This window comes from Streptomyces antimicrobicus (assembly GCF_020532625.1).
GTDB classification, from domain to species: domain Bacteria; phylum Actinomycetota; class Actinomycetes; order Streptomycetales; family Streptomycetaceae; genus Streptomyces; species Streptomyces antimicrobicus.
Genome location: NZ_JAJAUY010000080.1, coordinates 1 through 19,571 on the forward strand (window position 1 = coordinate 1; position 19,571 = coordinate 19,571).

16 protein-coding genes, 5 tRNA genes and 1 pseudogene are annotated in these 19,571 nt (G+C 74.1%); 14 read left to right on the forward strand and 8 right to left on the reverse strand.

Annotation, left to right across the window (positions count from 1 at the left end; genetic code table 11):
- The first annotated feature begins 175 nt into the window (after positions 1–175).
- Together LG632_RS19530 and LG632_RS19535 are read left to right on the forward strand one after the other, a co-directional pair.
- Complete coding sequence (locus tag LG632_RS19530) at positions 176–892, forward strand: DsbA family protein (protein ID WP_226728650.1); 717 nt, start codon at positions 176–178, stop codon at positions 890–892.
- Positions 889–1,836 (forward strand): cytochrome c biogenesis CcdA family protein, encoded by a 948-nt coding sequence (locus LG632_RS19535; protein ID WP_226728651.1) that lies wholly within the window; start codon positions 889–891, stop codon positions 1,834–1,836. The genes LG632_RS19530 and LG632_RS19535 overlap by 4 nt, the downstream gene beginning before the upstream one ends.
- Positions 1,837–1,891: 55 nt before the next feature.
- Here the strand turns inward: LG632_RS19535 and LG632_RS19540 are convergent.
- The 3 genes from LG632_RS19540 to LG632_RS19550 form a co-directional block, all read right to left on the reverse strand.
- A tRNA-Phe gene (locus tag LG632_RS19540) sits at positions 1,892–1,968 on the reverse strand.
- Positions 1,969–1,990: 22 nt separating this feature from the next.
- Positions 1,991–2,064, reverse strand: a tRNA-Asp gene (locus LG632_RS19545).
- A gap of 37 nt (positions 2,065–2,101) precedes the next feature.
- Positions 2,102–2,174, reverse strand: a tRNA-Glu gene (locus LG632_RS19550).
- Between the two features lie 128 nt (positions 2,175–2,302).
- Between LG632_RS19550 and LG632_RS19555 the strand changes: the two genes are divergently transcribed.
- The 8 genes from LG632_RS19555 (at position 2,303) to LG632_RS19590 (ending at position 9,851) form a co-directional block, all read left to right on the forward strand.
- Positions 2,303–2,653, forward strand: coding sequence for a metallopeptidase family protein (locus LG632_RS19555; protein WP_226728652.1), 351 nt, complete (start codon positions 2,303–2,305; stop codon positions 2,651–2,653).
- On the forward strand, positions 2,650–3,171 hold the full coding sequence (locus LG632_RS19560) for a FluC/FEX family fluoride channel (RefSeq protein WP_226728653.1): 522 nt from the start codon (positions 2,650–2,652) through the stop codon (positions 3,169–3,171). The genes LG632_RS19555 and LG632_RS19560 overlap by 4 nt, the downstream gene beginning before the upstream one ends.
- Positions 3,168–3,545: a fluoride efflux transporter CrcB gene (gene crcB / locus LG632_RS19565; protein WP_226728654.1), complete on the forward strand. Its 378-nt coding sequence runs from the start codon at positions 3,168–3,170 to the stop codon at positions 3,543–3,545. Before LG632_RS19560 ends, crcB begins: the two co-directional genes overlap by 4 nt.
- Positions 3,546–4,613: 1,068 nt before the next feature.
- Positions 4,614–6,659, forward strand: a complete 2,046-nt coding sequence (locus tag LG632_RS19570) for a DEAD/DEAH box helicase (protein WP_226728655.1) — start codon at positions 4,614–4,616, stop codon at positions 6,657–6,659.
- A 185-nt stretch (positions 6,660–6,844) separates the two neighbouring features.
- A tRNA-Lys gene (locus LG632_RS19575) sits at positions 6,845–6,917 on the forward strand.
- A 232-nt stretch (positions 6,918–7,149) separates the two neighbouring features.
- Positions 7,150–8,784: a restriction endonuclease fold toxin-2 domain-containing protein gene (locus LG632_RS19580; protein ID WP_226728656.1), complete on the forward strand. Its 1,635-nt coding sequence runs from the start codon at positions 7,150–7,152 to the stop codon at positions 8,782–8,784.
- A complete protein-coding gene (locus tag LG632_RS19585; protein WP_226728657.1) occupies positions 8,781–9,254 on the forward strand; it encodes a hypothetical protein in 474 nt (157 codons plus the stop codon). The genes LG632_RS19580 and LG632_RS19585 overlap by 4 nt, the downstream gene beginning before the upstream one ends.
- A 75-nt stretch (positions 9,255–9,329) precedes the next feature.
- Positions 9,330–9,851: a hypothetical protein gene (locus LG632_RS19590; RefSeq protein WP_226728658.1), complete on the forward strand. Its 522-nt coding sequence runs from the start codon at positions 9,330–9,332 to the stop codon at positions 9,849–9,851.
- Here the strand turns inward: LG632_RS19590 and LG632_RS19595 are convergent.
- Positions 9,848–10,417, reverse strand: coding sequence for a TetR/AcrR family transcriptional regulator (locus tag LG632_RS19595; RefSeq protein ID WP_226728659.1), 570 nt, complete (start codon positions 10,415–10,417; stop codon positions 9,848–9,850). The two genes, LG632_RS19590 and LG632_RS19595, sit on opposite strands and share 4 nt — an antisense overlap.
- 116 nt (positions 10,418–10,533) lie before the next feature.
- On the opposite strand from LG632_RS19595, the gene LG632_RS19600 reads away from it, so the two are divergent.
- The 4 genes from LG632_RS19600 (at position 10,534) to LG632_RS30585 (ending at position 13,938) form a co-directional block, all read left to right on the forward strand.
- Positions 10,534–11,025: an FBP domain-containing protein gene (locus LG632_RS19600; RefSeq protein ID WP_226728660.1), complete on the forward strand. Its 492-nt coding sequence runs from the start codon at positions 10,534–10,536 to the stop codon at positions 11,023–11,025.
- Positions 11,026–11,094: 69 nt separating this feature from the next.
- Positions 11,095–11,168 (forward strand) — tRNA-Met (locus LG632_RS19605).
- Between the two features lie 328 nt (positions 11,169–11,496).
- Positions 11,497–12,606 (forward strand): PP2C family protein-serine/threonine phosphatase, encoded by a 1,110-nt coding sequence (locus tag LG632_RS19610; RefSeq protein ID WP_445271392.1) that lies wholly within the window; start codon positions 11,497–11,499, stop codon positions 12,604–12,606.
- Positions 12,607–12,897: 291 nt separating this feature from the next.
- Complete coding sequence (locus LG632_RS30585) at positions 12,898–13,938, forward strand: M23 family metallopeptidase (protein WP_374203515.1); 1,041 nt, start codon at positions 12,898–12,900, stop codon at positions 13,936–13,938.
- Between the two features lie 446 nt (positions 13,939–14,384).
- Here LG632_RS30585 and LG632_RS19620 read toward each other — a convergent pair.
- The 4 genes and pseudogenes from LG632_RS19620 to LG632_RS19635 form a co-directional block, all read right to left on the reverse strand.
- Positions 14,385–15,164 (reverse strand): annotated as a pseudogene (locus LG632_RS19620) (PrsW family intramembrane metalloprotease); the annotation flags it as partial.
- Positions 15,165–15,207: 43 nt separating this feature from the next.
- Positions 15,208–16,038 (reverse strand): tRNA (guanosine(46)-N7)-methyltransferase TrmB, encoded by an 831-nt coding sequence (trmB, locus tag LG632_RS19625; protein ID WP_374203516.1) that lies wholly within the window; start codon positions 16,036–16,038, stop codon positions 15,208–15,210.
- 211 nt (positions 16,039–16,249) lie between these two features.
- Positions 16,250–17,449, reverse strand: a complete 1,200-nt coding sequence (gene lhgD, locus LG632_RS19630) for an L-2-hydroxyglutarate dehydrogenase (protein ID WP_226728668.1) — start codon at positions 17,447–17,449, stop codon at positions 16,250–16,252.
- Between the two features lie 81 nt (positions 17,450–17,530).
- Positions 17,531–19,339 carry an NsdA family TPR-like regulatory protein gene (locus LG632_RS19635; protein WP_226728662.1) on the reverse strand — a complete coding sequence of 603 codons (1,809 nt, stop codon included), beginning with the start codon at positions 19,337–19,339 and terminating at the stop codon, positions 17,531–17,533.
- Between the last annotated feature and the right edge of the window lie 232 nt (positions 19,340–19,571).

Below are 19,571 nucleotides of genomic sequence, written 5' to 3' on the forward strand. Positions count from 1 at the left end.
GCGGCGTACGTCCCGCCGGTGGTGCCCGGCCCGCGGGGAGCCGCGCGGGTGGCCCCCGGACCGGTGGAGCTTTCGGTGTTGCGGGTCTAGGACCGGGCCGTCGCCCGCTCCCCCCCCCCCCCCGTCGGGCCGTCGCAGCGACGCCCCGTGGCTCCCACCCGCAACCGGAGGTTCCGTGTCCCCGTCCCGTTCCAAGAAGCCCCTGCTGATCTCCCTCGGTGTCGCCCTGGCCGCCGTGGTCCTCGGCCTCGCCTCCTGGCAGGCGACCGCCCCCGAGGACGGCCGGGCGGCGCGCCCGCGCAGCTCCGCCTCCGCCGGCGAGGAGCTGCCGGCCCGGGCCGAACTGCAGAAGCTGGCCCGGCGCGACGCCGGGGACAAGCTCGCCGTCGGCCGCGCCGACGCCCCCGTCGTGCTGATCGAGTACTCCGACTTCAAGTGCGGCTACTGCGGGAAGTTCGCCCGGGACACCGAGCCCGAGCTGATCAAGAAGTACGTCGCCGACGGCACCCTGCGCATCGAGTGGCGCAACTTCCCGATCTTCGGCGCCGAGTCCGAGGCCGCCGCCAAGGCCGCCTGGGCGGCGGGCCGGCAGGACCGCTTCACGCAGTTCCACGCCGCCGCCTACGCCGAGGGCTCCAAGGAGAAGGGCTTCGGCGAGGAGCGGCTGCTGGAGCTGGCCCGCGAGGCCGGGGTCGGTGACCTGGAGCGGTTCAAGAAGGACATGGCCGGCCCCGAGGCGCAGGAGGCGCTCACCAGGGACCAGGAGGAGGGCTACCGCATCGGGGTCTCCTCCACCCCGTCCTTCCTGATCAACGGCAGGCCGATCGCCGGCGCCCGCCCGCTGGCGGCCTTCACCCAGGCCGTCGAGCAGGCCAGGGCGGCGGCACGGTGACCGGGATCGGCTATCTGGCCGCCCTGCTGGGCGGCCTCCTGGCGCTGCTCAGCCCGTGCAGCGCGCTGCTGCTGCCCGCCTTCTTCGCGTACTCGATCGACTCCACCTCGCGGCTGCTGGCCAGGACCGGCATCTTCTACGCCGGCCTGGCCACGACCCTGGTGCCGCTCGGGGCGGCCTCGTCGTCGGCCGGCCGGTTCTTCCACGGCCACCGCGAGCAGCTGGTGCTGGCCGGCGGCTGGCTGATCATCGCGCTGGGCGTCGCCCAGGTCCTCGGCCTGGGCTTCGCCCCGAGGAGGCTCACCGAGCTGTCGGGGCGGATCCGTCCGACGACCGCGCTGTCCGTCTACGCGCTGGGCGCGGTCTACGGGCTGGCCGGCTTCTGCGCCGGCCCGATCCTCGGCAGCGTCCTGACGGTGGCGGGCCTCAGCGGCAACGCGGTCTACGGCGGTCTGCTGCTGGCCGTGTACGCCCTGGGAATGGCCGTGCCGCTGTTCGTGCTGGCGCTGCTGTGGGAGCGGTTCGACCTGGGCCGGCGGCGCTGGCTGCGCGGGCGGGCGTTCTCGGTGGGCCGGCTGGAGCTGCACACGACCTCGCTGCTGTCGGGCGCGTTCTTCATCGCCCTGGGCGTCCTCTTCCTGGTGTTCGACGGGGCGAGCGCGCTGCCCGGGCTGCTGGACGTGGACGACTCGTTCGCGGTGGAGGAGTGGGTGAGGTCGGTCACCGAGGGGGTGCCGGACTGGGTGCCGCTGGCTCTGGTGGCGGCGGTCGCCCTGGCCGTCGGCGCCCTGCGCTGGCGGCGCGGCGCGCGGCGGACCGCCGAGGACGGCGGCCGTGCGGGTGACGGCGACGGTGCGGGTGGCGACGGCCGTGCGGGTGACGGCGGCCGTGCGGGTGACGGCGGCCGTGCGGATGACGGCCGGAACGAGAAGGCGGAGCGGTAGCGGGAGCCGCTCGGCGGAACGAGGAAGGCCCCGTCCGATGGACGGGGCCTTCCGGTGGTGGCTGGGGCCGGGGTCGAACCGGCGACCTATCGCTTTTCAGGCGATCGCTCGTACCAACTGAGCTACCCAGCCACGAGACTCTTTCGAGCCTCAGCGATCCTGACGGGACTTGAACCCGCGACCTCCACCTTGACAGGGTGGCGAGCTAACCAACTGCTCCACAGGACCATGTGCGTGCGAGAACAAGTCTCGCACAGGTTGTGCGTGCCCCCAACGGGATTCGAACCCGTGCTACCGCCTTGAAAGGGCGGCGTCCTGGGCCACTAGACGATGAGGGCTAAGGGCCCACCTGGGCGCTTTCCAGCGCGTCGGGGACGTGAGAAGCATATGGGATGCGGGGAGCTATCGCCAAAACGGTTTCCTCCCGGCGAGCGGGAGGGGCTCCCTCCGGGGGGAGAATGGCCGGGTGCTGGAGATGAGTCGTGAGGAGTTCGAGGAACTCGTCGCCGAGGCCCTGGACCGGATCCCGCCGGAACTGACGCGGCTGATGGACAACGTGGCCGTCTTCGTCGAGGACGAGCCGCCCGCGGAGGACCCGGAGCTGCTCGGGCTCTACGAGGGGACCCCGCTGACGGACCGCGGTGAGTGGTACGCCGGCGTGCTCCCGGACCGGATCACGATCTACCGCAACCCCACCCTGCGGATCTGCGAGAGCCGCGAGGACGTGGTCGAGGAGACCGAGATCACGGTCGTCCACGAGATCGCCCACCACTTCGGCATCGACGACGAACGGCTGCACGCCCTGGGGTACGGGTGACCCGGCCGGTCCCCGGCGCGGAGGCGATCGATCCGGACGTCGACCTCCACGTCCCCGCCCAGGCCGCCGAGCCGCAGGCGCCGGTCCTCGCGGCCGTCGCGGCGGGAGGGGCCCTGGGCGCGGCGGCGCGCTACGGACTGGCGCTGCTGTGGCCGGCCGGGGCGGGCGCCTTCCCGTGGGCGACCTTCTGGACCAACGCGGCCGGCTGCGCGCTGATCGGCGTCCTGATGGTGCTGGTGGGCGAGGGCGGGCGGACGGCGCACCCGCTGGTGCGGCCGTTCCTCGGGGTCGGCGTGCTCGGCGGGTTCACCACCTTCTCGACGTACGCCGTGGACGTCGTGCGGCTGCTGGACGAGGGGCGCGGCGGGCTCGCCCTCGGGTACGCCGGGGCCACGGTGGCCGCGGCGCTCGCCGCCGTGACGGCGGCGGCCCGGCTGACCCGCGGGGCCGTGCGCGGGCGCGTACGGGCCGGGGTGCGGCCGCGCGCAGGAGGGCCGGGCCGGGGGCGGGGCCGGTGAACTGGCTGCTGGTGCTGCTCGGGGGTGCCGTGGGCGCGCCGCTGCGCTATCTGACGGACCGTGCGGTGCAGGCCCGGCACGACTCGGTGTTCCCGTGGGGGACCTTCACGGTGAACGCCGTCGGCAGCCTGGTCCTCGGCGCGCTGACCGGTGCCCTGCTGGCGGGCGGGGCCTCCTCGCGGGTGGGGCTGCTGCTGGGGACCGGGGTGTGCGGGGCGTTGACGACGTACTCGACGTTCTCCTACGAGACCTTGCGGCTGGCCGAGCGGGGGCGGTGGTTGCCGGCGGCGGCGAACGTCGCGGCGTCGGTGCTGGTCGGGCTGGGTGCCGCCGCACTGGGGTGGCGGGTGGCGCGGCTGCTGGTCGCGGGCTGAGCCCCGGCCCGCGGACGGCGGGCGGCGCGGGGGCGTGTCCCTAACGGGGCAACGGGAGTTGAAGGGATTGACCCGCTGACCGCGGACGCCGTCCGGACGTGGACGTCGTCGTCCTCTGGAGGTGCCGCGTGCGCCCGTTCCCCGCTTCCGTGTCCTCTTCCGGCCCGGGCCCCTCGCGCTCGGTCCTCTCCCGCCCCGGTGCCTCCCGCCCGGGCTCCGCCCCGTGCGTCCCCCTCGCCGGTTCCTTCCGACTCGCCCTCACCGCGCTGGCGTTGGCCGCCAGCGCCGGCTGCATGAGCGTCAGCGACGACGCCGCCCGGCCGGGGCCGTCCTCCCCCGCCGGGCAGCGGGGCGCGGCCGCGCAGGCGGAGGGCGGGGCCGGGGCCGGGCGCGGGGCGACCGGTCACGGTGCCGGGCACGGGAAGAGGACCGGGGTGGAGGGCAAGGACGCGAAGGCGGACGCGACCGGCAAACCGCAACCGGGGGCCTCTCCGACGCCCGGCGCGCCGGCGGGGGCGCCGGGCGGACCCTCGCCGTCCGCCGGCTCCGGCGGGGCCGGGGGCCGGGGTCCCGGCACCGGTCCCGGGCCGCAGCAGCCCGGGACCGGAAGTGGTGGTTCCGGCGGATCGGGCGGTTCCGTGCCGACCCCGCCCGCTCCGACGCCCTCCTCGGAGCCCCCTGTGACGGACCCCACACCGACCCCGAGCGACCCCCAGCCGACCCCGCCGGACCCGCAGCCGCCGACCGGCTGAGCTCGCGTAGGCCCAGCTGAGCGGCGTGCGCCCGGCCGAACGGCGTGGGCGCGCGGTGCCGGCCCGCGGTGCGCGGCGGGGGGCCGGCCGGGCGGCGCAGGGCCGGTCGGGGCGCCGGTCGCCGGAGCCGACTTGCCAGGGTGGGGGGAGGGTGCGTATGGTTATAGATCGTTTGATCCCATTGCCCGGCGCCGAACCCGAAGAGCGCCGTGTGGCGCGTACTCTCCCTTGCCGTGGCTGACCGCATTGAGGCGGTCGAATTTGCGATTCACGGAGTTTGGGCGCGTGCCGAGACTCCGGAAGGTTTCGCATTCGCATGTCCATTTCCAGTTCCGACCGTGCCGTCATGCCCGAGAACGACTCGATCGAGGCCGTCGAGACCCTTGCGGTCGACGAGACTCTCGAGGCCTTCGAGGCTGACGTCGCGGACCTCGCCGACGTCGACGCGGTCGCGGCCGTAGCCGCTGACGACGACCTCGCCGAGGACGACGAGCCGACCATCACCTTCGCCGACCTCGGTCTGCCGGAGGGCGTGGTCCGCAAGCTCGCCCAGAACGGCGTCACCACCCCCTTCCCGATCCAGGCCGCGACCATCCCGGACGCGCTGGCGGGCAAGGACATCCTGGGCCGCGGCCGCACCGGCTCCGGCAAGACCCTCTCCTTCGGTCTGCCGCTGCTCGCCACCCTGGCCGGCGGCCACACCGACAAGAAGAAGCCCCGCGGCGTCATCCTGACCCCGACCCGCGAGCTCGCGATGCAGGTCGCGGACGCCCTCCAGCCGTACGGCGACGTGCTCGGCCTGAAGATGAAGGTCGTCTGCGGCGGTACCTCCATGGGCAACCAGATCTACGCCCTGGAGCGCGGTGTCGACATCCTCGTCGCCACGCCCGGCCGCCTGCGCGACATCATCAACCGTGGCGCCTGCTCCCTGGAGCAGGTCCAGGTCGCCGTGCTCGACGAGGCCGACCAGATGGCCGACCTCGGCTTCCTGCCCGAGGTCACCGAGCTCCTCGACCAGGTGCCGACCGGTGGCCAGCGGCTGCTGTTCTCGGCCACCCTCGAGGACGAGATCGACACCCTGGTCAAGCGCTACCTGGTGGACCCGGTCACGCACGAGGTCGACCCGTCCGCCGGCGCCGTCACGACGATGACCCACCACGTCCTGGTCGTGAAGCCCAAGGACAAGGCGCCGGTCACCGCCGCCATCGCCGCCCGCAAGGGCCGCACCATCATCTTCGTCCGCACCCAGCTGGGCGCCGACCGCGTGGCCGAGCAGCTGCGCGACTCCGGCGTGAAGGCGGACGCGCTGCACGGCGGCATGACCCAGGGCGCCCGGACCCGGACGCTGGCCGACTTCAAGGACGGCTACGTCAACGTCCTGGTCGCCACCGACGTCGCCGCCCGCGGTATCCACGTCGACGGCATCGACCTGGTCCTGAACGTGGACCCGGCCGGTGACCACAAGGACTACCTGCACCGCTCGGGCCGTACCGCCCGCGCCGGCCGCTCCGGTGTCGTGGTCTCCCTGGCCCTGCCGCACCAGCGCCGCCAGATCTTCCGCCTGATGGAGGACGCGGGCGTCGACGCCTCGCGCCACATCGTCGGCGGGGCCGGCGCCTTCGACCCGGAGGTCGCCGAGATCACCGGCGCCCGCTCCCTGACCGAGGTCCAGGCCGACTCGGCGGCGAACGCCGCCAAGCAGGCCGAGCGCGAGGTCGCCGAGCTCACCAAGCAGCTGGAGCGCCTGCAGCGCCGGGCCGGCGAGCTGCGCGAGGAGGCCGACCGCCTGGTCGCCCGGGCCGCCCGCGAGCGCGGTGAGGACCCGGAGACCGCCGTGGCCGAGGCCGCGGAGGCGGCGGAGGCCGAGGTCGCCGCCGAACTGGCCGCCGCGCCGGCGCAGGAGGAGCGCGCGGAGCGCTCGTACGAGCGCCGCGACGACCGGGGCGACCGGGGCGGCTTCGAGCGCCGTGACCGCCGCGACGACCGCGGTGGCGACCGCGGCTTCCAGCGCCGGGACGAGCGTGGCGGTGACCGCGGCGGTGACCGTGGCTTCCGCCGCGAGGACCGTCGTGACGACCGTGGCTTCGAGCGTCGTGACGACCGCCGCGAGGGCGGCTTCCGCCGGGACGACCGGCGCGACGACCACCGCGGTGGCGGCTTCCGCCGCGACGACCGTCCCTCCGGTGGCTTCCGCTCCGGTGGCGGCGACCGCCCGTACAACCGCGACCGCCGCGACGACCGCCCCTCGGGCGGCTTCCGCTCCGGTGGCGGCGACCGCCCGTACGGCCGCCGCGACGACCACCGCCCGTCCGGCTCCTTCGGCCGCCGCGACGACAAGCCGCGCTGGAAGCGCAACGGCTGATCCGGCGCCGCGCCCCCCGGCCGACCCCGGCCGCTGACTGGACCCCGCGACAGGGCCCGTACGACTCCCGTACGGGCCCTGTCCGCCTCCTACGGCCCCTTGCTGACGGCCCGTGGAAGGCACACCGCCGATACCCGATCGGCCACGAGCCCCTCTGGGGCTATGCTCTGGGGTGAGCATGCCGCGGGCCATTAGCTCAATTGGCAGAGCAGTGGACTTTTAATCCATTGGTTGTCGGTTCGAGTCCGACATGGCCTACGCCTCGCGGGCGAGGGGACACCGTCCTTCCGGCCCGCACCCGAGCGCCCCGCCCGGCTTCTGCCGGGTGGGGCGCTTCGTCATGTGCGGAAGCACCCTGCACCAGGCACGAGCGGCGGCTCCAGCACGCCAAGGGGGTGGCGCTTTCCGGTCGAGGTGGGCTGACTCGTGCTGCCGCGGCAGCGGCGTCCGTTAGCTTGTTCGCTCACGTCCGCGAGGGGAGGGGCTCACGGTGAGCGGACTGACGCCTGACCTGCAGTTCATCGCGGACGGCATGATCCGCGGGTCAATGGGGCTGCTGGAGTCGATGTGGGGGGCCCGCGATACCGCCATCGCGCTGGGGCACGAGCTCGCTGGGCAGAAGGGGATGGCAGGCGACGACCACGCCGGCCGGTCATTCGCCAAGGTCTACGGCCCTGCGGCGGCCACGACGCTGGACAAGATGGGGTTCAGTTCCCACGTCCTCGGTGCCACCAGCCGCGCCCTGATGCGCAACGCTCGTGAGTTCATGGCTGAGGAGAGCCGACAGGTCTCGGCGTTTCTGGGCAGGCAGGTCGACCTGACCGTGGGCATGGGTGACCCGGGCGCCGACTGCACGGAAAGCTACCTCGGCCTCGGGCAGGAGCTTCCCGACGTGGTCGGCGAGACCGCTTGGTACACGCAGTACGCCCCAAGCGGGAGGAGTGACCGCTTTCGGGGCTCCCCGGAGAAGATCCGTCGCGTCGCCGGCTCCTGGCGGCACGCCGGCTCCCTGATGCAGCGGTTCCTCGAAGACGCCCAGGCGTACGCCTCCACGGCGAGGAAGGCACACTCGGGGGAGGCAGCCGACTCCTTCCAGACGTATTTCACCCACCAAGTCGGATTCAGCTGCCCTCCGGCGAAGGCCCAGGAGGACGACCCGCTGGTCACCAACTTGGTCGCCGCGTGTATGCAGCTCGCGAAGGCGTGCGAGCGGTACGCCGAGCATGTCGCGGCGGCGAAGGTGAAGATCCAGGAGCACAAGAACGAGCTGCTCCGGGTGGAGTTGCCCTGGGACCAACCGATGTTCGGTGGCAACGGCTTCGACGGCGGGCTGCACGACGCGGTGCTCACCGATCCCTGGATACGCGACCTCGGGGAAGTCGCCCATGCCCTCGATTCGTCGGCCGGCCGGGTGAGGCTTCCGGACGGGGAGGGGCCGGGGGCTCCGCCGCTCCCAGGAGTGCCTTTCGTTCCGCCGCTCATCCGTGTCCCGGTACCGCTCAGGCTCGCCTCCTACGCCGGCCCGCCTACCCTGCTGCCGGCGGTCAACCCCGTGGATCCCGGCATACCGTTCGCCGACCCGATTCCGCCGGTACCCGGGACGACACGGCCGCTCACCCCCGCGGAGCAGCAGCAGTTCCGGATGTGGATGAACTCGCTCAGGCCCGGGGGGCTCGCCGGCGGGGGTGGTCCCACCGACCCCGACAACGCCTACCAGCTACGGACAGCGGGATACCCGGAGCGAGAGGTGCCACTGGCCGGGAAGAACCGCGGGCTGATGGTGGACGGCGTCCGGCCCCAGGACGGGTACCTCGTCGAGGCCAAGCACGTCCGGGATCCGGATTGCAAGAAGAAGAGCTTCCGGTCACTGGACCGTGTCGAGGACACCCTTGCCAAACCGGTCAAGGTGAACGCCGAGGGAAAGATCGCCTGGGACCCTGTCGTCGACGCCATGTACGCAGGAGACGAAAAGGAACTCGTGCGGTACAAGCAGGCCATGGCCAATCCCGCGAACAGTGAGATCCGCGGGCTGGAGATCGTGACGAACGGCCGGGACAACGCGGCGTACTGGCAGTCCATGATGGCGATGACGGGCACGCCCGGCTCGACGCGATACGTGCCGTGAGACAGAGGAAGACAGTGTCTGCTGAACGGAACATCCGCACGAACTTCGCCTTCTACCCGCCCGAGGAGGACCAGGCGGCGTGGGGCACCACCCTGGAGTCCTTGGAGAGGGCGCTACGGCAGGCGTTCCCCGAGCTCACGGTGGAGTACAGGATCTCCGGAGTGCACCGTCTCAGGGTCCTGGACTTCGAGATCGAACTGGCACCGGACGTGTGGATCGACGGGACGGCGGCGATGCCGAGACCCGAGTACGCCTTCGTCACGCTGACCGACGTCACTGCCGACGAAGCCGCCGTCTTCGCGCGCTGGCTACGCGACTCCGTCGTCCCGGCACCCCACCTCGTACGCTTCGCCAGCAGCCTGGCCATGGCCAACGGCGAGCAGGATACGTGGCCGCTCCCGGCAGAGGGCGGCGTCGGAGAGATCGTCGCAGAGCTGCGCCGACACCTTGCCTCCGTCGAGGGCGGGTGATCCGGCGGGCCGAGGCCACGCCTGGGCGGCTTTTCCGTACACCCGTCGTACACGTGCGCGATACAGTGCGTGGGAATGCCTGGTCAGCCGGTGTGTGAAGGGTGGGAGCTGCGGGTGGGCGGGGTGGAGTCCGGGGTGTTGGCGGCGCGGTGGTGGAAGTGGGCGCTCTCGGCGCCGGCCGGGCGCAGTCCCGTGGCGGACCGCACCGGTGAGCACGCGCACTGGCGGCAGCCCTCCGACGTCTGGTTCCTCGCCGGGACCTACGGCGGGCGCGTGGAGCGCCGGTGCACGGTGCCGGTGGACCGGCCGTTGTTCTTCCCCGTGCTCAACACCCAGCGCCCGGCGTGGGGGCTGCGGCCCGAGCCGTTGCGGCTGCCGGTGTCGCTGGCGCGGGCGGAGCTGAACGGGATCCCGCTGATGCTGCATCAGGCGACGTCCCGGCGCTTCCTGGCCGTCGGTACGCCCCGGGTCGCCTGGGGGCTGTGGGGCCTCCTCGACCCGCTCACGCCCGGCGAGTACGTGCTGACCATCCAGGGCAGGGCGGACGACTTCTGCGTCGACACCACCTACCACCTGCAGGCGGTCCCGCTCGGTTAGGCCGTCGGCCACCGCGTCAGCAGGGAGTGCAGGGCGTCGAGCGCGCGGGACCAGGACTCCTGGACCGGACGCGGCGCGCCGAAGGCGTCGGCGGCCTCCAGGGCGGCGAAGCCGTGGAAGGTGCTGCGCAGCAGCCGGACCGCGTCGGTCAGGTCGGGTTCGCCGAGGCCGTACGAGCGCAGCAGGGCGCCCGTGTACTCCACCAGCTTGGCGTGCCCCGGCGACGCCGCCACGACGTCCGCCGGCAGCCGCAGCTGGACGGCGGCGTAGCGGCCGGGGTGGGCCAGGGCGTAGCCCCGGTAGGCGTCGGCGAACGCGGTGAGGGCGCTGCGCCCGGACCGCCCGGCCAGGGCCGAGCCGATGCGGTCGGCGAACTCGGCGGCGCAGTGGACCGCGAGGCGGGCGCGCAGGTCGTCGAGGCTGCGGATGTGCGAGTACAGGCTCGCGTCCTTGACGCCGAAGCCGCGCGCGAGGGCCGAGATGGTGACGCGGTCGAGCCCCGCGGAGTCCGCGAGGTCCGCCGCCGCCTCGACGAGGCGCTGGGGGGTGAGGCCTGCTCGGGGCACCGGGCCGCTCCTGCTGAGGTGAGGGGTGTCCGTCCTGCCCGGTCAGGTCGTCGGCCGCCGGGCGGGGCGCTGAAAACCGTTTGCCTAGGGTATCTAGGAAATCTAGCGTGGAGCATATGAAGTCACTCACCGAGAAGGAGATCCGGGGCTCCTTCCTGAACTGTTCCAAGGGCGAGGCCGCCCGCCTGCCGATCCCCCGCGACCTGGACTCCCAGCGCTGGGACGACCTGGACTTCCTCGGCTGGCGCGACCTGTCGGCACCCGACCGCAGCTATCTGGTGGCGGACCTCGACGGCACCCTGACCGGGATCGCCCTGCGCTTCCCCGCGACCCGTCGCAGCCTGCTGCACCGCAGCATCTGCGGACTGTGCATGACCGTCCACGCCGGCAGCGGGGTCTCCCTCATGACCGCGCGCAAGCGCGGCAAGGAGGGGCGCGACGGCAACTCCGTCGGCCTGTACATGTGCACCGACCTGGCCTGCTCCCTCTACGTGCGCGGACTGAAGCAGCCGGAGGGCGGGGGCGGCCGGTTCGAGGAGACGCTCACGCTGGAGGAGCAGATCGAGCGGCTGCGCACCAACCTGGCCAAGTTCGCGGCCTCTTTGTGACCCCTGGGGCGGCGGGCCCGTAAATGGTCGGTGGGGGGTCCCCGGATGGCGTAAGGTGGTGTTCACCGACGCGGGGTGGAGCAGCTCGGTAGCTCGCTGGGCTCATAACCCAGAGGTCGCAGGTTCAAATCCTGTCCCCGCTACTGAAGTCCGGAAGGCCCGGGTCCTCTTCGAGGATCCGGGCCTTCCGGCGTTTTCCCGTCCGCACGCGTCCCGCCTGCCTCACCCGATCGCCCCGGCCGGGTCGCCGTCCGCCCGCCGCTGCCGACAGCCTGGGGACGAAGCGGCGGCGGGCAGGAGACGACCTTGAGCGGGCGGGGCCGGTACGGGTACGGGCACAGGCACCGGCACAGGCACGGTGACAGCCACGGTGACGGGCACGCACCTCGACGCGGGCGCGGGCCCGGTCGAGGTGGGCGCGGGCGCGGGCCCGGTCGAGGTGGGCGCCGGCCCGGGCGTGCCGCCGGTTTCCTGCGGATGCTCCCCGCCGGCCTGATCGTCGTCGGCCTGGTCTTCGACCTGCTCAGCCCGCCCAGCTTCACCGGCGCCCCCTTCTTCTCCGCCGCCCCGCTGGTCGCCGCGCCCTTCTTCAGCTTCCGCGCCACCTTGCTGACCGGCTCGCTCGCCTCCCTCGCCGTCGTCGCGCTGCACGCCTACCACGGCACCACCTCGAAGGCGGAGGCGCTGACCGAGCTGGTCACCGTCCTGACCGTCTCCGGCCTGGCCCTCGCCATCAACCGCGTGGTGCGGCGCAGCGGGCGGCAGCTCGCCTCCGCGCGCGGCATGGCCGAGGCCGCCCAGCGGGCCGTCCTGCCCGTGCCCGCCGAGCGCATCGCGGGACTGCACATCGCGGCGCGGTACGAGGCCGCCGAGGCGGACGCGCTGATCGGCGGGGACCTCTACGCCGTCCAGGACACCCCGTACGGGGTCCGGCTCGCCGTGGGCGACGTACGGGGCAAGGGGCTGGGGGCGGTCGGGGCCGTGGCGGTGGTGCTCGGGGCGTTCCGGGAGGCGGCGGAGCAGGAGCCGACCCTGGAACGGCTGGCGCAGCGGCTGGAGCGGGCGCTGCGCCGGGAGGGGGCGCGCCGCGACGACCTGGACACGGTGGAGGGGTTCACCACCTGTGTGCTGGCCGAGATCCCGCCCGGCCACGAGGTGGTGCGGCTGCTGAACCGGGGCCACCCCGAGCCCCTGCTGCTGCACCCGGACGGCTCCCTGGACGTGCTGGCCCCGGCCGAGCCGGCGCTGCCGCTGGGCATGGGGGACCTGGGCAGCTGGCCGGACCGGACCCGGCAGTGGCCCTTCCCCGCCGGGGCCGCGCTGCTGCTCTACACCGACGGGGTGAGCGAGGCCCGGGACGGGCACGGGCTCTTCTACGACGCGCCGGGGCGGCTGCGCGGGCGGATCTTCCCCGGGCCCGAGGAACTGCTCAGCGCGCTCGTGGCCGACGTACGCCGGCACGTGGGCGGCGGGGGAACGGACGACATGGCGGTGCTCGCGGTGGCCCGGCCGGGGAAGCGGAAGCCGGAGCAGCGGACCCGGCGGGCCGCGACGGCAATCCGGAGCCGTCACGATGCGTGAGGGAAGAGGCGCGCTGCGCAAGCAGTTTGACGGAGAATCATGATGCTTGTGTGGCTGAAGAGATGACGAAATCGACGCCGGATCGCCCGTGTTGAGGGGGTTTGTACGTCAAAGTCCGGGCCATGATCGGCCGCTGGGTGGTCGGCCCGTGGCCGATTTCCGGAACGATCAATCGCAACAGCTTGGAATCACACCTCCGCTTCTATTACCTTTCGATAACGCACCGCAGCCGTCCCCCGCCGCCGTCAGAGGCGGCAGCCTGCGCGTGCGCGCGACGAGGAGTGTGGCCCGGTGGTGCCCAACGCGCCTGCCCCCGAAGGCATCGAGGATCCGGAGTCGACCGGCGCCGGTGCGTGGGGTGAGTGGAACCCCACCGAGGACTCCGTCCGTCCGGTACGCGGCCGGCACCGGGTGGCCAAGCAGCGCGGCGGGGGCCTGGCCCGCAGCTCCACCGTCCTCGGCGTCGGTGTGATCGCCGCGGTCGGCGCGGGTGGCATCGCCACCGCGCAGGACCGGCCCCAAGTCTCCATATCCATGCCGTCGTTGCCGTCCCTCGCCACGCTGACCGGCGACGACGACGCGCCCGGCGAGGCGGCCGACGCGGGCCACGGCGGCACCGGCCGGCAGGTGCGCGGCGCGGTCGACACGGTCACCGGCGCGGGCGCCGGCGAGGCGCTGCGCAGCCGGATCCTGCAGCAGGCCGAGGCCCAGTCGGACGCCGCCGCGGCCGTCGCCAAGGCCGCCGCCGAGCAGGCCGCGCGGGACGCGGCCACGCAGGAGGCCAAGGAGAAGCAGGAGGCCGCGCGCAAGGCCGCCGAGGAGGCCGCCGCCAAGGAGGCGGCGGACGCCAAGGCCAAGGCCGAGGAGGAGGCCCGCGCCAAGGCGGCCGAGGCGAAGGCCGCCCAGGAGGCGCAGACCCCCCAGGCCCCGGCCGGCAGCTACTTCCTGCCCACCTCCTCGTACACGATCACCTCCACCTACGGCGCCGCCGGCTCCATGTGGTCCTCCGGGCACCACACCGGCCTCGACTTCGCCGCCCCGACCGGTACCCCCGTCAAGGCCGTGGCCGGCGGGAAGATCGTCTCCGCGGGCTATTCCGGCGCGTACGGCTACCGCATCGTGCTGGAACTGCCCGACGGAACCGAGATCTGGTACTGCCACCTGTCGTCGATGTCGGTGACCTCCGGCTCGGTGGGCGCCGGCACCACGATCGGCCGGGTGGGCGCCACCGGCAACGTCACCGGCCCCCACCTCCACCTGGAGGTCCGCACCAGCGGCGGCTCCACCGTGGACCCGATGGCCTGGCTGGAGTCCAAGGGCCTGGAGGTCTGACGGGCGACCGGCCGCGGCGCCGGCACCAGCTCCTCCAGCAGGGCCGCCCGGCACAGCACCGGCCCGGCCGCCGCCCGGCGGCCGGACAGCCGGCCGAGCAACTCCGCCTCCCGGTCCACGAAGTCGGGCACCCGCCGCGGTCCGCCGCGGCGCGCCCGGTGCCGTAACAGGGCGAGGGCCGCGGCGTCCGCCTCGTACGCGGCGACGGTACGGGCGGCGGCCCGGCCGCCCCCGCGCCGCGCCAGCGAACGCGCCAACGACCGCGCGGGCAGCGACGCGAGGGCCGGCACCTCGGCCGGGTCCAGCCAGCCGGCGGCGGCGTACACGGCCAGTTCGCCGCGCAGCGTGTGCAGTTGGCGGCGCTGCGCGCGCAGGGCCGTCCACAGCAGCAGCGCGAACACCGGGACCATCACGCAGCCGTAGACCAGGTAGAAGCCGTACTCGCCCAGCTCGGAGGAGCTGTTCCACACGGCGTGCGTGACCATCGCCCCGGTGAGGCCGAGCAGCGGCAGCCCGATCCGGGCGCGGCGGCGGTCGGCCAGCACCGCCGCGCCGAAGCCGAGACCGGTGAGCACGGTGAACAGCGGGTGCGCGAACGGCGACAGCATGATCCGCACGAAGAAGGTGGCGGCGGTCATCGAATCCAGCACGCCCACGCCGCTGCCGAGGTCCTCGCCGAACGCGTTGCCCAGGTAGAGGATGTTCTCGGTGAAGGCGAAGCCGGTCGCCGTGAACCCGGCCAGTACGAAACCGTCGGCGGGCCCGGTGAAGTGGCGGCCGCGGAAGACGAGGACGAGCAGCAGGGCCGCGGCCTTGGCGCTCTCCTCGACGACCGGCGCGATCGCGACCGAGCCGAGCTGGTCGGCGTCGGACGGGTCGGTGGCGGCCGCGGCTATCCACTCCGTGGCGAAGCTGTTGGCCAGTATGGCGATCAGCGCGGCGGCGCAGGCACCCCAGCCGAAGCAGAACAGCAGTTGGCGCCAGGGGCCGGGCGCGGCCCGGCCCAGCCACCGGAAGGCCGCCAGGAGCGGCGGCACCGGCAGCAGGGCCAGACCCAGGCCGACGAAGAACCCCGGGGTGCCGGTCTGCTCCCGTACGAGGTCCAAGATGGCCGCGCCGGATCCGGCGAGCAGGACGAGGAGCACGCACGTACGCACCGCGCCGGGACGACGTGCGCGCCTGGGGGGACCTCCCAGCGGCGGCTGGGAGCGGAGCGCTCGGAACACGTCATGACCCTAGCGAGTGGGTCGGACACGCGCGGTGACGTTGTCAGTTCTCCCTGCGGCGGAAGAGCAAGTCGTGTACGACGTGCCCCTTGTCGAGCCCCTGGCCCTCGAAGCGGGTGAGCGGCCGGAACGCCGGCCGGGGCGCGTAACCGCCGTCGGGCTGGGTGTTCTCGAAGTCCGGGTGCGCGGTCAGCACCTCGAGCATCTGCTCGGCGTACGGCTCCCAGTCGGTCGCGCAGTGCAGGATCGCGCCGGGCGCGAGCCGGGTGGCGGCGAGGGTGAGGAACTCGGGCTGGATCAGCCGGCGCTTGTGGTGGCGCTTCTTGGGCCACGGGTCCGGGAAGTACACGCGCAGGCCCGCGAGGGAGGCGGGCGGCAGCATCTCGCGGAGCAGGATGATCGCGTCTCCGTTGGCGACGCGGATGTTGTCGAGGCCGTTGCGCTCGGCGAGCCCGAGGAGGTTGCCCTGACCGGGCGTGTGCACGTCGGCGGCGAGGATGCCGGTGTCCGGGTCGTCGGCGGCCATCTGCGCGGTGGCCTCGCCCATGCCGAAGCCGATCTCCAGCACGACGGGCCGGCCGCCGAACATCGCGCCGAGGTCGAGGACCTCCCGCCCGTCGATGTCCAGGCCCCAGGTGCCCCACAGCCGGCGCAGCGCGTCCTCCTGGGACGTGGTCACCCGGCTGCGGCGCGGCTGGAAGCTGCGGATCCGCCGGTCGTGGTGCGAGCCGGCGGGATCGGGCGCGGGCCCGTCGGGGCCGAACCGGGGCTCGGTGCGCCAGCGCGGCGGCACGTAGGTGTCACCCTGCGGCGCGGCGGCCTGCCGGGGGGCCGGCTCGGCGGCGCTGGTCTGCGGATTCTGGGACTCGGACACAATCCCCAGATTCTACGGTCCGCACTCGGACGGCATCCCGGGGCCGCGGCGGAGCCCGCTGCGGGGCGCGGCGGGGCCGGGCCGCGACCCGAAGCCGTGCTCCGGCGGGGCCTGGAGGCGCTCGGCCTGGGCTCAGGCCCGGCTCGGGGCCGGCTCGGGACCGGCTCGGGGCCGTGATCCGGCCCGGGACCGGGCCGTGCCCCGGCCCGGCTCAGGCCGTGCGCAGGGTGGTCAGGGTGCGGGTGGCGATCTCGCGGCCGATCGGCAGGGAGGCCGTGGCGGCCGGGGACGGGGCGTTCAGGACGTGGACCGTGCGGGGGGCCTCGCGGATCAGGAAGTCGTCCACCAGGGTGCCGTCGCGCAGCACCGCCTGGGCCCGGACACCGGCCGGGGCCCGGTGCAGGTCGGCCTCCGTGACGGCCGGCAGGAGCCGCCGGACCGCCTCGGTGAAGGCCCGCTTCGACAAGGAGCGGTGGATCTCCCCCGCGCCGTACCGCCAGTGCCGCCGCGCGATGTGCCAGGTGCCCGGCCAGGCCAGCTCCGAGGCGAGGTCGGCGGGGCGGACGGTGCCCCAGCCGTAGCCCTCGCGGGCCAGCGCCGGCACGGCGTTCGGCCCGACGTGGACCCCGCCCGCGACGCCCCGGGTCAGATGCACCCCGAGGAAGGGGAAGGCCGGGTCGGGGACCGGGTAGACCAGGCCGCGGACCAGCGAGGGCCGCGCCAGGTCGTAGTACTCGCCGCGGAAGGGGACGATCCGCATGCCCGGGTCGTCGCCGGCGAGCCGGGCGACGCGGTCGCACTGGAGCCCGGCGCAGTTCACCAGGGCCCGCGCCCGGACGACCAGGCCGGACGTGGTGCGCACGGCCACCGCCGAGGCCCGGCGCGCGATCAGGTCCACCTGGGCGCCGTAGACGATCTCCGCGCCCGAGGACTCCGCCAGCCGCGCGGCCACCTGCCCGTAGTCCACGATGCCCGTCGTCCCGACGTGGATCGCGGCGAGCCCGCGCACCTCCGGCTCGTACTCCGCGATCTGGGCCGGGCCGAGCTCGCGCACCGGGATGCCGTTCTCCCGGCCGCGCTGGACCAGCGCGTGCAGCCGCGGGAGCTCCGCCCGCTCGGTGGCGACGATCAGCTTGCCCGTCACCTCGTGCGGGACGTCGTGCTCCGCGCAGAACTTGACCATCTCCGCGGCCCCGCGCACCGCGAACCGCGCCTTCAGGGAGCCCGGCCGGTAGTAGATCCCGCTGTGGATCACCCCGCTGTTGCGCCCGGTCTGGTGCCGGGCCGGCCCCGCCTCCTTCTCCAGCACGACCACCCGGGTGCCCGGCGCCAGCCGCGAAAGGGCGTGCGCGGTCGACAGGCCGACGATCCCGCCACCGATCACCAGCACGTCGCAGTCGACGCTGCCCAGGCTGCCCACGCTGCCACCTCCCACCCCTGCATACTGCACCCCGGCACTGACAGCGCGGACGCCAGGCCGGGGCAGACCCCCTCAGGCCGGGGCCACCAGCAGCGGCCGGGCCCGCTCGCGCAGCTCCGCCACCCGCGGCTCGTCCCCGTAGGGCTCCAGCCGGTGCAGCAGGTCCCGTACGTACTCGGTGGTGCGGGCGGAGGAGATCCGCCCGGCGACCTCCACGGCGCGCGCGCCCTGCGCGCACGCCGCGTCGAGGTTGCCCGACTCCAGCTCCGCGACCGCGCTCACCACCAGGCGCAGGCCGTGCGAGCGGACGTACTCCTCGGTCGGCCGGGACAGCGCCTGCTCGGTGAAGCGCCGTACCTGCCGCGGCAGTTTGAGGTCCCGGTAGCATTCCGCCGCATCCGCCGCGAACCGGTCGTACGAGTAGAAACCCAGCCAACTCGGGTCAGGATCCCCGTCCCGCGACCGCTCCAGCCAGCCCTCCGCCGCGCGCAGCGCGGCCCCCGCCGCCTGCGAGTCGCCCGCCTTGGCGTGCGCCCGGGCCTCGACCAGGTGGAAGAAGCTCATGGTGCGGGCGGTGGCCAGGCCGCGGTTGCGTTCCACGGCCGCCTGGGCGAGGTCCACGCCCTCGTCGGCGAAGTCCCGGTAGGTGGCCTGCAGGGACATCGAGGCCAGCACGTACCCGCCGAGCGGCACGTCGGCCGCGGCGCGCGCCAGCCGCAGCGCCTGGATGTAGTAGCGCTGGGCCGCCTCCTGCTGCCCGGTGTCGAAGGCCATCCACCCGGCCAGCCGGGTCAGTTCGGCGGTGGCACCGAACAGCGCCCGCCCCACCTCGTCGCTGTACGAGCCCAGCAGCAGCGGCGCCGCGTCCACCCGCAGGCACTCGGGGACCATCGACGAACGCCAGTCCCCGCCGCCGTACTTGCTGTCCCACCGGCGGGCGTCCTCGGCCGCCTCGCGCAGCTTGGCCACGTCGCTGTGGCCGACCCGCTGCGGTGTGGCGTCCGACAGCAGCGGCGGCTGCTCGCGCGGCGTTTCGGCGGACGCGGGGGCGGGCACAACGGTGGTCGGTACACCGTTCGGTCCGGCGCCCGACGAGCCGTTCGAGGTGCCGCCCGTGCCACTCGCGCCGCCTGCACCGCTGGTGGCACCCGCACCACTCGTGCCGCCCGCACCGCTGGTGCCTCGCGCACCGCTCGCGCCACCGTTACGTGCGACTCCGCCGCCGGTCGCACCGCTGGGGGTGGCCGGACCGGCAGCGCCGCCCGCCGGGGCGGACGGCGCAGCCTGCCCTGCGCCCTGAGGACCCCGCGCCGCGGCAGCGGCGGGGAGCGCCGAGCCGGCGGGCCCCGTGGAGGCAGCCGGCCCGGTGGACGCCGTGGATGCGGTGGAGGCGGCGGGCGGGGTGGCCTCGCGCGCCACCGAGCTGTCCGCGGGCGATATCAGCCACCGCGAGGCGGGCGTCGCGTACGCCGCCACGGAGAAGGACCCGGCGAGCGACTGCCAGATCCCACCGCCACCGCGCCGGCCCGCGAGGTCCAGCCGGTAGAGGTCGGTGGCCGAACGCACCGCCGCGCCGACGTCGCGCGGGAAGGCGAGGCCGACCTCGGGCGCCGGGTCCGCGTCCGCGAGCCCGATCTCGTGCAGCGGCACCGGCCGGCCGAGCTTCGCGCCGATCGCGGCCGCGATCAGATGCGGCGCCGCGCCCTGCGGCACCATGCCCTTCGACACCCAGCGGGCCACCGACGTCTTGTCGTAACGAAGGGTCAGACCGCGCTGCGCGCCCAGGTCGTTGACCCGGCGGGCCAGGCCCGCGTTGCTGATGCCCGCCAGGGCGAGGACGGCGCCGAGCTTCTCGTTGGGCTCCCGGAGCTCCCTGGACATGCGCCACCCCTCGTCACACGTGGAACGCAGACGCCGCCGGGCATAGGCGCCCGGCATTTCGTAAACCCAGCGTAGTTCCCCGCCTCCCAAGCGTTAAGGGCCCGGCTTCCGTATGGCGAGATTGTTGTCCGTACGTACGGCCGGACCCGCGGGCGGCGCCGGGGCGCACGTGTCAGCGCGTGCCCCGGCCGTGTGGCCGTGCGCCCGTACGTGCGCTCTGGCCGGTCCCCGG

Excerpts from the sequence above, each read along its gene's own strand:
- LG632_RS19570 (WP_226728655.1), top strand. The coding sequence starts at position 4,614 with ATGTCCATTTCCAGTTCCGACCGTGCCGTCATGCCCGAGAACGACTCG.
- LG632_RS19590 (WP_226728658.1), top strand. The coding sequence starts at position 9,330 with ATGCCTGGTCAGCCGGTGTGTGAAGGGTGGGAGCTGCGGGTGGGCGGG.
- LG632_RS19600 (WP_226728660.1), top strand. The coding sequence starts at position 10,534 with ATGAAGTCACTCACCGAGAAGGAGATCCGGGGCTCCTTCCTGAACTGT.
- LG632_RS19635 (WP_226728662.1), bottom strand. The coding sequence starts at position 19,339 with ATGTCCAGGGAGCTCCGGGAGCCCAACGAGAAGCTCGGCGCCGTCCTC.